Annotated in this window: 13 protein-coding genes; 12 read left to right on the top strand and 1 reads right to left on the bottom strand. The window is 44.4% G+C overall.

Annotated elements, in window-relative coordinates; genetic code table 11:
• Nucleotides 1–327: 327 nt before the first annotated feature.
• Complete coding sequence (gene hpaR / locus ACE2AL_RS03960; RefSeq protein ID WP_206084687.1) at nt 328–783, bottom strand: homoprotocatechuate degradation operon regulator HpaR; 456 nt, start codon at nt 781–783, stop codon at nt 328–330.
• Between the two features lie 420 nt (nt 784–1,203).
• Between hpaR and ACE2AL_RS03955 the strand changes: the two genes are divergently transcribed.
• The 12 genes from ACE2AL_RS03955 to hpaB all read left to right on the top strand — a co-directional run bounded on the left by ACE2AL_RS03955 (nt 1,204) and on the right by hpaB (nt 14,735).
• Nucleotides 1,204–1,833 (top strand): fumarylacetoacetate hydrolase family protein, encoded by a 630-nt coding sequence (locus ACE2AL_RS03955; protein WP_206084686.1) that lies wholly within the window; start codon nt 1,204–1,206, stop codon nt 1,831–1,833.
• Nucleotides 1,833–2,612, top strand: coding sequence for a fumarylacetoacetate hydrolase family protein (locus ACE2AL_RS03950; RefSeq protein ID WP_375084011.1), 780 nt, complete (start codon nt 1,833–1,835; stop codon nt 2,610–2,612). Before ACE2AL_RS03955 ends, ACE2AL_RS03950 begins: the two co-directional genes overlap by 1 nt.
• Complete coding sequence (gene hpaE, locus ACE2AL_RS03945; RefSeq protein ID WP_206084684.1) at nt 2,612–4,078, top strand: 5-carboxymethyl-2-hydroxymuconate semialdehyde dehydrogenase; 1,467 nt, start codon at nt 2,612–2,614, stop codon at nt 4,076–4,078. The genes ACE2AL_RS03950 and hpaE overlap by 1 nt, the downstream gene beginning before the upstream one ends.
• 217 nt (nt 4,079–4,295) lie before the next feature.
• Nucleotides 4,296–5,177 (top strand): 3,4-dihydroxyphenylacetate 2,3-dioxygenase, encoded by an 882-nt coding sequence (gene hpaD / locus ACE2AL_RS03940; protein WP_375084010.1) that lies wholly within the window; start codon nt 4,296–4,298, stop codon nt 5,175–5,177.
• 9 nt (nt 5,178–5,186) lie between these two features.
• On the top strand, nt 5,187–5,570 hold the full coding sequence (locus ACE2AL_RS03935) for a 5-carboxymethyl-2-hydroxymuconate Delta-isomerase (RefSeq protein WP_272539027.1): 384 nt from the start codon (nt 5,187–5,189) through the stop codon (nt 5,568–5,570).
• Nucleotides 5,571–5,597: 27 nt separating this feature from the next.
• Entirely contained in the window at nt 5,598–6,824 is a 1,227-nt protein-coding gene (locus tag ACE2AL_RS03930; RefSeq protein ID WP_206084792.1) for a Bcr/CflA family multidrug efflux MFS transporter, read from the top strand.
• Nucleotides 6,821–8,284 (top strand): NAD-dependent succinate-semialdehyde dehydrogenase, encoded by a 1,464-nt coding sequence (locus ACE2AL_RS03925; protein WP_206084681.1) that lies wholly within the window; start codon nt 6,821–6,823, stop codon nt 8,282–8,284. Before ACE2AL_RS03930 ends, ACE2AL_RS03925 begins: the two co-directional genes overlap by 4 nt.
• A 174-nt stretch (nt 8,285–8,458) precedes the next feature.
• Nucleotides 8,459–9,262 (top strand): 2-oxo-hept-4-ene-1,7-dioate hydratase, encoded by an 804-nt coding sequence (gene hpaH / locus ACE2AL_RS03920; protein WP_206084680.1) that lies wholly within the window; start codon nt 8,459–8,461, stop codon nt 9,260–9,262.
• A 10-nt stretch (nt 9,263–9,272) separates the two neighbouring features.
• The gene (hpaI, locus tag ACE2AL_RS03915; protein ID WP_206084679.1) at nt 9,273–10,079 is read left to right on the top strand and encodes a 4-hydroxy-2-oxoheptanedioate aldolase; all 807 of its coding nucleotides are present in this window, start codon (nt 9,273–9,275) and stop codon (nt 10,077–10,079) included.
• 160 nt (nt 10,080–10,239) lie between these two features.
• Nucleotides 10,240–11,607 (top strand): 4-hydroxyphenylacetate permease, encoded by a 1,368-nt coding sequence (hpaX, locus tag ACE2AL_RS03910; protein ID WP_272516356.1) that lies wholly within the window; start codon nt 10,240–10,242, stop codon nt 11,605–11,607.
• Nucleotides 11,608–11,805: 198 nt separating this feature from the next.
• On the top strand, nt 11,806–12,696 hold the full coding sequence (gene hpaA / locus ACE2AL_RS03905; RefSeq protein WP_375084009.1) for a 4-hydroxyphenylacetate catabolism regulatory protein HpaA: 891 nt from the start codon (nt 11,806–11,808) through the stop codon (nt 12,694–12,696).
• 476 nt (nt 12,697–13,172) lie between these two features.
• Nucleotides 13,173–14,735 carry a 4-hydroxyphenylacetate 3-monooxygenase, oxygenase component gene (gene hpaB / locus ACE2AL_RS03900; protein ID WP_206084676.1) on the top strand — a complete coding sequence of 521 codons (1,563 nt, stop codon included), beginning with the start codon at nt 13,173–13,175 and terminating at the stop codon, nt 14,733–14,735.
• Nucleotides 14,736–14,744 lie beyond the last annotated feature (9 nt).

Below are 14,744 nucleotides of genomic sequence, written 5' to 3'. Positions count from 1 at the left end.
ACGTCACAGTGCGAAATATGGCGAAGGCAAACTAATTTCCTAGATACAAACTAATTTTCTAAATAGTTCGAACTCTAGCAAGGCGGCAATTGAGAATAGTTTGGGGAGCATACACCAATATATGGCCCAACTAACCAAGTGCCATCAACAACGTCACAGTGCGAAATATGGCGAAGGCAAACTAATTTCCTAGATACAAACTAATTTTCTAAATAGTTCGAACTCTAGCAAGGCGGCAATTGAGGATAGTTTGGGGAGCATACACCAGTATGTGACCCAAATAGCCGAAAGAAGCCAACACAGCTAGAGCTCGAAATATGACGAAAATTAGGCGCTCTTTTTCTTATCAGCAACGATACTACTATAATCTGGGCTCTCTAAAGCGATAAGCTCATCCAACAAGGCGGTCAGTTGTTGCATTTTCTCTGGAGAAAATGCCAGTTCGATTTTTTGATAGCCTTCTTCGACTTCCTGACGAGCTTTATCGTACAGCTCTTGCCCTGTTGGCGTTAGCGAAACGTAGAGTTTACGTTGGTCATTCAGGGGTTTTAAACGGAAAATTAAACCTTCGCGCTCCATACGGGTTAAGATCCCCGTTAGGCTTGGACGGAGAATACAGGTTTGAACCGATAACTCATGAAAATCAATTGAACGGTTATCAGCTAAAACGCGAATGATACGCCATTGCTGTTCAGTCAAATTATACGACTTTAAAATGGGCCGAAAGAACCCCATTGCGGTTTCTCTCGCTTGCAATAATGCAATTGTCAATGATTCATGCATAAGCTTAAAACTCATCACTTAATTAATGTTATTTAATCCCTATTTAGGTGCTTTGAAGTTATGCTTTTGGGCTTGTTGTTAATAAAAACACACTATTTTCACCCTGACTTCAATACACCTCGCTCACCTCTGTTAAAGAGTAGCACGCTCAAATAACAATCTCAAAGAAAAACCCTAAAATATTAATGAGTAAATAATTTTTTAATTATCATTCAAGTTAAATAATTGTAATTAAAAAAAAGTTGAAAAAATAATAAAATATTTAATAACAATAGCTTACATATTGGCAGTTGCATTTTGTTAATGCGATCACAATTAAAATTAACATTTCTATAAAGGTATTGCTAATTTCAAAATTATACTTTATTAATATGTTAATAATTACTCGAAAGTTGAATTCTTTTCATTAAGGAGTTGTCAATGAAAGGCACAGTATTTGCCGTTGCCCTCAATCATCAAAGCCAACTTAGCCATTGGCTCGAGGCATTCCAGCAAGCCCCTTATAAAACCCCACCCAAAACCCCAGTGTGGTTTATTAAGCCGCGCAATACGCGCATCAATTCTGGCGAGCAAATTTTGCACCCTGCGGGCGAAGAAGTGCAAAGTGGAGCAACCCTTGCACTGGTGATTGGCCAAGATGCACGCAAAGTCAGCAAAGCGAATGCAATGAAATTTATTGCTGGATTTGCTCTCGCGAATGAAGTGAGCCTGCCGGAAGACACCTTCTACCGCCCTGCTATCAAAGCAAAATGCCGTGATACTTTCTGCCCAATTGGTGAGATGGTGAAAACGTCACTAAATGCCCCTGTTGATATCATCACTCAAGTGAATGGCAAAGAAGTCGACCGTTGGTCAACAAAAGATTTAATCCGTGATGCCAGTGAGCTAGTTGCTGCCCTCAGTGATTTCGCCACCTTAAAACAAGGCGATGTGATCCTGATGGGAACCCCACAACAACGCATCACTATCAAACCAGGTGATGAAGTGGTGGTTCAAGCAGAAGGCTTCCCAAGTCTGAAAAACACGGTTGTCGCGGCAGGAGGAAAATAATGTCTACTATCACTAAACGCGCAAAAATCCTTTTTAAAGGGACAGAATATGCCGTCACTGTTGGCGATAACGAAGCCATCACATTACCAAACGGGAATGTTGTTGCTGGGGATTCATCTGATGTGACGTGGTTACCCCCTGCGCAAGGTACCCTATTCGCCCTTGGTTTGAACTACGCTGACCATGCCGCAGAGTTAGAATTTAAGCCACCTGAAGAACCATTAATTTTCTTAAAAGCAGAAAGTAGCTTAACAGGCCACCGTCGAGTTTCTGTACGCCCAGACAATGTTGAATATATGCATTATGAGTCTGAGTTAGTGGTGGTGATTGGCAAAACGGCTCACAAGGTTTCAAGAGAAGATGCGATGGATTATGTCGCGGGTTATACCGTGTGTAATGACTACGCGATCCGCGACTATTTGGAAAATTACTATCGCCCCAATCTGCGTGTTAAGAGCCGCGATACATTGACACCTATTGGCCCTTGGATTGTTGATAAAGATGCAGTGAAAGACCCGCATAACCTTGCGCTTTATACCTATGTGAATGGGGAATTACGCCAAAAAGGCACCACGGCTGATTTAATTTTCGATATTCCATTTTTAATTGCTTACCTCAGTGACTTTATGACACTGCAACCAGGCGACATGATCGCCACAGGCACGCCGAAAGGGCTGTCAGATGTGGTACCAGGTGACGAAGTCATTGTTGAAGTTGAAGGCGTTGGCCGACTGGTTAACACCATTATCAGCGAAAAAGACTATGAGGAACGAGTGTAATGACTAAGATTAATCATTGGATCAACGGTAAGAACGTTGCCAGCAAAGAGTATTTCCAAACGACGAACCCAGCTACGGGTGAAGTACTCGCTGAAGTCGCCTCTGGCGGTCAAGACGAAATCAACCAAGCCGTTGCCGCCGCGAAAGACGCGTTTCCAAAATGGGCTAACACGCCAATGAAAGAACGTGCTCGCTTAATGCGCCGTTTAGGTGAATTGATCGACGAAAACGTACCGCAAATTGCAGAAATGGAAACCAAAGATACGGGTTTGCCAATTCACCAAACCAAAAATGTGTTGATCCCACGCGCTTCACACAACTTTGAATTCTTTGCTGAAATTTGCCAACAAATGAACGGCCGCACCTATCCCGTTGACGACAAAATGATGAACTACACCCTGATACAACCCGTCGGTGTGTGTGGATTAATCTCTCCGTGGAACGTACCGTTTATGACGGCAACATGGAAAACGGCACCCTGTTTAGCACTGGGTAATACTGCCGTGCTGAAAATGTCTGAACTGTCTCCGCTATCTGCAAACCGTTTAGGGGAGTTAGCGCTTGAAGCAGGAATTCCTGCAGGCGTCCTGAACGTAGTACAAGGTTATGGTGCAACGGCAGGTGATGCACTGGTGAAACATCACGATGTGCGCGCAGTTTCATTCACCGGTGGTACAGCAACAGGCCGTGCCATTATGCAAAACGCAGGGCTGAAAAAATATTCAATGGAATTAGGGGGTAAATCTCCAGTCCTAATTTTTGAAGATGCTGATATTGAGCGCGCAATGGATGCGGCGCTGTTTACTATTTTCTCTATTAATGGTGAACGTTGCACCGCGGGCTCACGTATTTTCATTCAAGAAAGCATTTATCCTGAGTTTGTAAAACGTTTTGCTGAACGCGCAAACCGTCTGATCGTTGGTGACCCGAACGATCCGAAAACACAAGTCGGTGCATTGATCAGCCAACAGCACTGGAACAAAGTGTCTGGTTATATCCGCATCGGCATGGAAGAAGGCGCAACTCTGTTAGCGGGTGGCCCAGATAAACCAACTGATCTACCTGATCACCTGAAAAATGGTCATTTCTTGCGCCCAACCGTTCTGGCTGATGTGGATAACCGTATGCGCGTTGCACAAGAAGAGATCTTCGGGCCCGTCGCTTGTTTGATCCCATTCAAGACTGAAGAAGATGGTCTACGTATGGCGAACGATGTGGAGTACGGCCTGGCTTCGTATATTTGGACGCAAGATGTCAGCAAAATTCTGCGTTTATCTCGCAGCATCGAGGCAGGTATGGTGTTTGTTAACACCCAAAACGTCCGCGACCTGCGTCAACCATTCGGTGGTGTCAAAGCTTCCGGTGTTGGCCGTGAAGGTGGCGAGTACAGCTTTGAAGTGTTCGCCGAAATGAAGAACGTGTGTATCTCCTACGGAGACCACAACATCCCACGCTGGGGTGTGTAATAAAAAGCAAAATTATTCCGTAGCAAGCTACACCATTTTTTATTCTAAGTAATTTTGAATCAATGATAATTAATTCAGCTACTTATTCTAAATAATTCGCGGTGTAGCTAGGCGACAAACAAGCTAATCCCTAGGAGCATACATAAGTATGTGACTAGGGTTAGCGCGAGCGGTCAACAACGCTACAACGTGAAGTATGACGAATAAGGGGAAGAAAATGGGTAAGTTGGCACTAGCTGCAAAGATCACACACGTCCCATCCATGTACCTATCTGAACTACCAGGTAAAAACCATGGGTGCCGCCAAGCCGCTATCGATGGCCATAAAGAAATTAGCCGTCGCTGCCGTGAATTAGACGTGGATACCATTATTGTTTTTGACACTCACTGGTTAGTCAACAGCGCGTATCACATCAACTGTGCCGATCATTTCAAAGGTATTTATACTAGTAATGAACTTCCACATTTCATTCGCGATATGGAATATGAATATGATGGCAACTCTGCCTTAGGCCAGATGATAGGTGAAGAGGCGCGTAAGCTCGGTGTTCGTGCTCAAGCACATGAAATTCCAAGCTTAACTCTCGAATATGCAACCTTAGTTCCAATGCGCTATATGAATAGCGATCGCCACTTCAAAGTCATTTCAATCTCTGCATTTTGTACGTCACATAGCTTTGAAGACAGCCGCAAGTTAGGCGAAGCCGTCCTCACTGCCATTGAAAAATACGATGGTACGGTGGCGGTATTAGCCAGTGGCTCGTTATCACACCGCTTTATCGATGACCAAAAAGCGGAAGATGGCATGAATAGCTACACCCGTGAATTTGATGAGCAAATGGACAAGCGTGTCGTCAAATTATGGCGTGAAGGCCGTTTTCAAGAGTTCTGCAAAATGCTGCCTGAATACGCGGACTACTGCTACGGCGAAGGCCATATGCATGACACAGTTATGTTGCTTGGCATGTTAGGTTGGGACAAATATTCAGAGAACGTAGAAATCTTAACCGATTTATTCGCCAGCTCAGGTACAGGGCAGCTCAATGCGGTTTTCCCACTACCAAGCTATATCACTGACAAGCAAACTGAAACTGCGTAAGGAATTGTTATGCCACATTTTTATGCAGAATGTACCGAAAATATCCGTGAAGAGGCTAAGCTTCCCGAATTATTTGCCAAAGTAAATGAAGCCCTTGCGGGTACAGGTATTTTTCCATTGGGCGGCATTCGTAGCCGTGCAATTTGGTTAGATACATGGCAAATGGCGGATGGTAAACATGACTATGCTTTCGTGCATATGACGCTAAAAATTGGTGCAGGTCGTTCCCTCGAAGACAGGCAAAAAACAGGGGAAATGCTTTTCGACCTAATCAAGGCGCATTTTGCAGATTTAACTGCAAAGCGCCTATTAGCGCTGTCATTTACCATGGAAGAGCTTGACCCCATATTGAACTACAAACAAAACAACGTTCACGCTTTATTCAAAGCGTAATCGTTGAGCGAAGAAAGCGAGGGCACGATGGTCAAAAGTTTCGATAAACACATCCCACACTGGCTGATCCCATTATTAGGATCATTGGTGGCATTTGGGCCATTGTCTATCGATATGTATCTTCCTGCCCTGCCTCAAATGGGGACAGCTCTACAGGCAACACAAGGACAAATGCAGTATACCCTTGGAGCATTCTTTGCGGGTTTCTGTGTGGGCATGCTGTTTTATGGCCCACTCAGTGACCTACTGGGTCGCCGAAAAATGTTGTTAAGCGGGCTGGCTATTTTTACCGTGGCAAGCTTGTTATGTGCTCAAGCGACTAATGCTAATACCTTGATTATTTTCAGAGCATTACAAGCGTTTGGTAGCGGTGCTGCAATTGTCATGGCAAGGGCAATCGCGCGGGATGTTTACCCTGCAAATGAATTACCCAAAGTGCTGTCATTGATGACCTTAGTCACCATGATTGCGCCTTTGCTAGCACCCCTACTGGGTGGTTTTTTATTGATTCATTTTCAGTGGCAGGCAATTTTTTATCTGTTGGCGTTAGTTGGTCTAGTTTCGGTGAGTACAATTTTCCTTCTGTTGCCCGAAACGTTAGTCCACCAGCGCTCGTCAGAGAATTTACTTTGTGTGGCGTTTAAAAACTACACGCAGGTGCTCACAGACCGAGAAGCACTGAGTATTATCGGCACCATGGCCTTCTCTTTTGCAGGAATGTTTGCCTTTATCAGTGGTTCACCGTTTGTGTACATCAACTATTTTGGGGTATCTGAACAGCATTATGGCTTGTTGTTCGGCTGCAATATTTTGGGGATGATTGTGATGTTATTGCTAAATGTGAAACTGCTAAAAATTTACAGTTTAACACGCATACTCACCATGCAAAGTGGCTTTCAATTAGCATTTGGTCTGCTTTTGCTACTTTTTTACCAACAAAATCTCCCCATAATTGTTATTCTTGTGGTGCTGTTCCTATCGATGGTCAACGCTATCGGCACCAACAGTTTGTCACTGTTACTGCAACATCGCGGCAAAATTGCTGGCAGTGCAAGCGCACTTGCGATTTCAATTCAATTTGCGTTGGCGGCACTGGCGAGCGTTGCAGTTTCTGTCTTACAGGATGAATCCCCTTTTGCTATGGCACTTGTGATGGCGATTTGTGCTGGATTAAGTTTTACGAGCCAACGTTTATCGGCTAAAAACATCCGCCCACAAATTCAATCCGTGTCTTCGGAGAAAAACGAAAAATGAGCATAAACACCAATTCTACATTATTCCGCCAACAGGCTTATATCAACGGTCAATGGGTTGATGCCCAAGATAAAAGCGTATTTGATGTGACCAACCCTGCGGATAACACGGTGATTGCCAAAGTCAGCAATGTGGGCGCAGTAGAAACCCAACGCGCTATCGAAGCGGCCGAAAAAGCCTTACCTGCTTGGCGGGCAAAAACTGCCAAAGAGCGTAGCCAAATCTTAAATAAATGGTTCCGTTTAATGATGGATAACCAAAAAGAGTTAGCGCAACTGCTAAGCGCAGAGCAAGGCAAATCGATGACAGAATCGATGGGTGAAATTGCTTACGGTGCTAGCTTTATTGAGTGGTTTGCTGAAGAAGGTAAGCGTGTTTACGGTGAAAGCATTCCGTCCCCATTACCGGGTCGCCGCCTTGTAACCATCAAACAACCTGTGGGCGTTGTCGCAGCCATCACACCATGGAACTTCCCGAATGCGATGATCACGCGCAAAGTGGGCCCAGCCCTTGCGGCAGGCTGTACGATGGTGCTGAAACCTGCGGCTGAAACGCCACTGTCAGCCCTCGCTCTAGCGGTTCTTGGTGAAGAGGCTGGTATTCCTGCTGGGGTATTTAATATTGTTCCAGGGACTGACGCGCAGGCTATTGGTGGCGTTATGACATCAAGCCCAATTGTGCGTAAGCTGACATTCACTGGCTCAACCCGTGTTGGTAAATTATTGATGGAACAGTGTGCCAACACCGTGAAAAAAATGTCATTAGAACTTGGTGGTAACGCACCGTTTATCGTATTTGATGACGCTGATCTAGACGCCGCAGTTCAAGGTGCTTTAGCCGCGAAATTCCGTAATAGCGGCCAAACTTGCGTATGTGCAAACCGCATTTTAGTGCAAGAGGGTGTCTATGATGAGTTTGCAGCTCGCTTAGCCAAAGCGGTTAATGCACTCAAAATTGGCCCTGCAACACAAGCCGACTCCCAACAAGGCCCATTAATTAACCAAGCGGCTATCGACAAAGTCTCAGAGCACATTGCAGATGCTGTTTCTCATGGGGCAAAAGTGGTTGCTGGCGGTAAAGCAGCAAGTTTAGGTGGCTTGTTCTTTGAACCTACTGTTATCACTGGCGTGACAAAATCCATGAAAGTCGCCAAAGAAGAAACCTTTGGCCCGCTAGCACCACTATTTAAATTCCGTGATGAAGAAGACGCTATCGCTCTTGCCAATGATACTGAATTTGGCTTGGCATCTTATTTCTATTCACGGGATATCGGCCGTATCTATCGCGTTGCTGAAGCATTAGAAAGCGGCATGGTGGGTATCAACGAAGGCATTATTTCGAATGAAGTCGCCCCATTTGGTGGCATTAAACAGTCTGGACTGGGGCGTGAAGGTTCGCGCTACGGCATTGAAGATTATCTGGAAGTGAAATACCTCTGCTTTGGCGGTCTTTCTAACTAGTTAATTAGCAGACTATTTTTCAATAAATTGCAGATAAAACCTAAGCTCGAAGTATAACTTGAACGGATGATTTTAAATCCAAATTGTTAGCTCTAAATAATTCGAGTGAGAACAAGGCAGTTAATGCAGTTCTCACTCGAAGCATGACGAGCTGAGGTACAAAAGGAAAATAAGATGTTACAGAAAGACATAATCTTGCAAATAGCGCAGCGTCTAAATCAAGCGGAAAAAAGCGGTGAGCAGATCCGCCAGATTTCTTTAGATCACCCTGAAATGACGATCGACGATGCTTATGCCGTTCAAAAAGAATGGGTTGGGTTAAAAATCGCTGAAGGGCGCGTGCTCAAAGGCCATAAAATTGGGCTGACATCAAAAGCGATGCAGGCCAGCTCACAAATTGATGAGCCAGATTACGGTGCGCTACTTGATGATATGTTTTTTGATGACGGCTGTGACATCCCAACCGACCGCTTTATTGTACCGCGCATTGAAGTTGAACTCGCGTTCGTTTTAGCAAAACCACTGCGTGGGCCAAACTGCACAATTTTTGATGTTTATAACGCCACAGACTACGTGATCCCCGCGCTTGAGCTGATCGATGCCCGTTGCCATAACAATGATCCTGAAACTAATCGCCCACGTAAAGTGTTCGATACTATCTCAGATAACGCCGCAAACGCCGCGGTCATTTTAGGCGGACGCCCAATTAAACCACGCGATTTAGATATGCGTTGGATCAGCGCCCTGCTTTATCGCAATGGTGTCATTGAAGAATCTGGCGTTGCGGCAGCAGTGCTGAATCACCCTGCCAATGGCGTTGCATGGTTAGCCAATAAATTGGCGCCACATAATGTTCAACTTGAACCTGGCCAGATCATTCTTGGCGGGTCCTTTACCCGCCCAGTTCCCGCACGTAAAGGCGATGTGTTCCACGTCGATTACGGCAACATGGGTTCTATAAGCTGCCGTTTTGTATAAGGAAATTATAATGGACATCTTAGAAAATAAATTCAAAAAAGCGCTAAAAAGTGGGCAACCTCAAATTGGTTTATGGCTGGGTTTATGCAGCCCGTATAGTGCCGAGTTGTTAGCGGGTGCTGGCTTTGACTGGCTACTGATCGACGGAGAGCATGCACCCAATAATGTACAGACAACATTATCGCAATTGCAAGCGATCGCCCCTTATTCATCGCAACCCGTTGTGCGTCCACCATGGAATGATCCTGTGATCATTAAACAACTGTTAGATATTGGCGCACAAACTTTGTTGCTGCCAATGGTACAAAATGCCGAACAAGCGAAGCAAGCAGTACGCGCAACACGCTACCCACCCGCAGGGATCCGCGGTGTTGGCAGTGCATTAGCACGTGCATCTCGCTGGAATCGAGTCCCTGATTACCTCACTCGTGCCAACGATGAAATGTGCGTGATCGTGCAGGTCGAAACCCGCGAAGCAATGAATAACCTGCCAGAGATCTTAAAAGTAGAAGGCGTCGATGGTGTATTTATCGGTCCAGCTGATCTCAGTGCAGACATGGGCTTTTCGGGAAATCCTAACCACCCTGAAGTCAAAGCCGTGATAGAAAAAGCGATTGTACAAATTCGTGCTGCGGGTCTCGCCCCTGGCATCTTAATGGCAGCCCCTGAGGTTGCTGAACATTATCTGAAACTCGGCGCACTGTTTGTCGCTGTCGGCGTTGATACTACGCTGCTAGCACGTACCGCCGAAGCCCTTGCCGCAAAATTTGGCAAAACGGTCTCGGAAGTGACATCCAGCACACCTAGTGTTTACTAACTAAACCTGCTTATTTAGATAACTTTTTACCCTACAGACAAACGGCTTATCTAAACGAGTGAAATATTAAAATCGCAATAAAGGGCAGACACCACCATGACTGCCTCATCGTCCCTTGTACCTATAATAATTTTCAGAAGAAAGAATTGAGGGCCCTACAATGAGTAATCAACAACTTGCAAGCACTAACCCTGCTGAACAACATAAAAATTTAACTGAGCCGCAGCAGCGGGTCATTAATAAATTATTCAAACGGCTGATCGTCTTTTTATTCGTGCTGTTTGTTTTCTCTTTCCTAGACCGTATTAACATTGGCTTTGCAGGTCTCACCATGGGGAAAGACATCGGCCTGACCTCAACCATGTTTGGTTTAGCTGCCACCTTGTTCTATGCCACCTACGTTATTTTTGGTATTCCAAGTAATATTATGTTGGGGATTGTTGGTGCGCGTCGCTGGATAGCCACCATCATGGTACTTTGGGGGATTGCTTCAACGGCAACCATGTTTGCCACAGGGCCAACAAGTTTGTACGTTCTGCGAATGTTAGTGGGTATCGCTGAAGCGGGCTTCTTGCCAGGGATTCTGGTGTACCTAACTTATTGGTTTCCAGCCTATTTCCGTGCCCGTGCGAATGCCTTATTTATGATTGCGATGCCAGTGACTATGGCGTTCGGATCCCTAGCTTCTGGTTATATTTTAGGGATGGATGGTATTTTAGACTTAAAAGGCTGGCAATGGTTGTTCCTGCTTGAAGGTTTCCCTTCCGTGATTTTAGGTGTATTAGTCTGGTTCTATCTTGATGATTCACCGAAGAAAGCCAAATGGCTGACGCAAGAAGATAAAGACACTCTGCAAGAAATGATGGATAAAGACCAGCTGGAACTCGTGCAGCCACAAGGGTCAAAAAGCCACAGTGCCCTGCAAAATACCAGTTTGTGGAAAGAGATTTTCACCCCTGTTATCTTGATGTATACCGTCGCTTATTTCTGTTTAACCAACACGTTAAGTGCGATCAATATTTGGACACCGCAGATCATGCAGAGCTTCAACCAAGGCAGTAGTAATGCCATGATTGGGCTACTTACCGCTATCCCACAATTCTGTACGATTTTGGGGATGATTTACTGGAGCCGGCGTTCAGATAGATTGCAAGAACGGAAAATGCACACCGCCTTGCCATATTTATTTGCTGCCGCGGGTTGGGTTCTCGCTGCAATGACTAGCCACCCAATTATTCAGCTGATTGGTATCATTATGGCATCAACGGGTTCATTCACCGCGATGGCGGTATTCTGGACAACGCCAGACCAATCGATCAGTTTACGCGCTCGCGCCATCGGTATTGCGGTTATCAACGCAACGGGTAATATAGGTTCTGCCGTCAGCCCACTATTGATTGGTTGGTTAAAAGACCAAACGGGTAGTTTTAACTCAGGTTTGTATTTTGTGGCTGGCCTGCTGGTGGTCGGCGCGCTGTTAGTCATTGCTATCCCAATGAAAAACTCAAGGCCAAGGGCAACACCTTAAAATTTTGATGGTTCGAATGTTTTAAATGTTTTAAATGTTTTAAATGTTTTAATAACTTATGCTGCAAATAATTATTAAAGGGTGTTACCCAAAATAATTTGGTTTGCAGCTAGGCGGCAAGCAAGTTAATCCCTAGGAGCATACTGAAGTATGTGACTAGGGTTGGCTTGTGAGGCCAACAACGCTGCGAGCCGAAGAATGAAGGGTAACTCAACTTTAATTACGAATATCGACATCAGTACAGACTACGACGAAACCCAAGGCACTGACGACGTCCACTACCAAACCTTCGGCAACATGGCTGCCTTTTTTGGTCGTGATATGCAGGCGCATCGCCATGATGGTTTCTTCCAGTTGCATTATTTGGTCACTGGCCACATTACCTTACAGCTTGACGAATTACGCTATTCTGTCCAAGCACCGTTGTTTATTTTAACTCCCCCTTCTGTCGCCCATGCCTTTTTTACTCAAGAAGACACGGACGGGCATGTACTGACTGTGCGACAAGATCTTATCACACCACTGCTTGAGTCTCTTTATCCTGCTCATCCCGATTTAGTGGATATTCCTGCTATTTGCTTATCTGTTGCCGATAAGCTCGATGATATTGATACTTTCAATCATTACTGGGCACTGATGGCGCGTGAATCAGCAAATAACTATGTAGGGAAACATCAGGCTTTATCCTCTTTGGCGCAAGCACTTTTTACTTTTCTACTACGGTCAATCCCATTAGATGGGCACCCGACTAGCGGCGTTCGAGGGGAGCATCGCCTATTCCAACGGTTTAACCAATTAATTGAATTACATTATCATGAGCACCTTGCCGTACCTGAATATGCACAAAAACTTGGCGTAACAGAATCGCGCCTCAAAGATATGTGCCGCCGATTTGCTAATCGGCCGCCAAAAAGACTCATTTTTGACCGTATTCTACGTGAGGCTAAGCGTTTGCTTATTTTTTCGGACAGCCCTGTTTCTGAAATTGCTTACCAACTCGGGTTTAAAGACCCAGCCTACTTCGCTCGCTTTTTTAACCGACTCGTTGGCAGCTCACCGAGTACTTGGCGTGAACAAAATATCCATTAAGCGATTAAATATTTCCCTTTCACTTGAAAAATTTTATTGCCGTTGAACAATTCAGCGGCAATAAATTTTATTTTACATTTTAAAAACATTTTTATCTCTTATCAATTTTGTTTTAACTTACTTAAATAAGGTTATCCAGAATAACAAAAAGTGAAATTAAAGGACAAAAAATAGGCATATTAATAAAATAAAATTATTTATTATTAATATATAAATAGATTTTAATATTATGATATTTAAATTGTTTTAATTAAAAATAATGATTACATTAACATTAAAATATCGATAAGATCACATTTCTTTTATAAACTTTCCATACCAACGAAAAGTACCAGCAAACCTTTCTAAAGTCTCTTTAAAATTGTCTCAGAAAGCGATTCAATTAATAAACACAAAACAAACATAAAATTAACATACTCGCTTGCACCTTTGTCCCCTATCAATGCAAGCCCTCATTGTGAGATAACGAGGTAGACATGAAACCAGAAGATTTTCGCTCAGATGCTAAACGCCCTTTTAATAGCCAAGAATACCTAAAAAGCCTACAAGATGGCCGTGAAATTTATATTTATGGCGAACGCGTAAAAGATGTCACCACTCACCCTGCTTTTCGTAATTCAGCGGCTTCTATAGGACAGTTATATGATGCGCTCCATGATAAAACGACTCATGACCAGCTTTGCTGGAACACCGACACAGGTAATGGTGGATACACGCACAAGTTCTTTCGTTTCGCGAAAAGTGCGGACGAATTACGCCAACAACGTGATGCAATCGCAGATTGGTCACGCCAGAGCTACGGATGGATGGGACGCACTCCAGACTATAAGGCGGCATTCGCCAGCTGTTTAGGCGCAAACCCTGAATATTACGGCCAATTTGCGGATAACGCGCGCAACTGGTACAAACGCATTCAAGAAAGCGGCTTATACTTTAACCATGCGATTGTTAACCCACCAATTGATCGCCATAAGCCCGCAGATGAAGTGAAAGATGTTTATATTAAACTCGAAAAAGAAACTGATGCAGGGATTATCGTCAGCGGCGCAAAAGTCGTCGCAACCAACTCTGCATTGACTCACTATAACTTTATCGGTTTTGGTTCTGCGCAAGTGATGGGCGATAACCCTGACTTTGCACTGATGTTTGTTGCACCAATGGATGCCGACGGTGTGAAATTAATCTCTCGCGCCTCTTATGAATTAGTGGCTGGCGCAACTGGCGCACCATTTGATTACCCACTTTCCAGCCGTTTCGATGAAAATGATGCCATCTTAGTGATGGATCATGTGTTAATTCCATGGGAAAACGTCTTGATTTACCGTGACTTTGACCGTGCTCGTAATTGGGCTGTACAAGGTGGGTTCGCACGTTTATTCCCATTACAAGCTTGTGTCCGCTTGGCCGTTAAATTAGACTTCATTACCGGATTGTTACAAAAAAGTTTAGAATGTACAGGTGTTATTGATTTCCGTGGTGTACAGGCTGATTTAGGTGAAGTGGTCGCGTGGCGTAACCTGTTCTGGTCATTGACTGATGCAATGACATCAGAAGCGAAAGCGTGGGAAGGCGGGGCATTCCTACCAGATACCCAAGCTATCCAGACATACCGTGTTATGGCACCTATGGCTTACACCAAAATTAAAAATATCATTGAAAGTAACGTAACGAGTGGGCTGATCTACTTGCCATCCAGCGTTCGTGATATGAATAATCCAGAAATTGATAGGTACTTAGCCAAATATGTACGCGGTTCAAACGGAATGGATCACGTCGAACGTATTAAGATCCTCAAACTCATGTGGGATGCAATTGGTAGTGAGTTTGGTGGGCGCCATGAACTGTATGAAATTAACTACGCAGGAAGCCAAGACGAAATTCGTCTGCAATGTCTGCGTCATGCACAAGGTTCTGGCAACATGAAAGCCATGACAGATATGGTTGATCGCTGCTTATCAGATTACGATCAACACGGATGGAAACGTCCACACCTGTATAACAACAATGATATTAATCAGTTAGATTCGCTGCTGAAGTAATCAGTAGCA

It is taken from the genome of Providencia xihuensis, from assembly GCF_041953405.1.
Classification (GTDB): Bacteria; Pseudomonadota; Gammaproteobacteria; order Enterobacterales; family Enterobacteriaceae; genus Providencia; species Providencia vermicola.
This window is presented reverse-complemented; position numbering and strand designations above follow the sequence as displayed.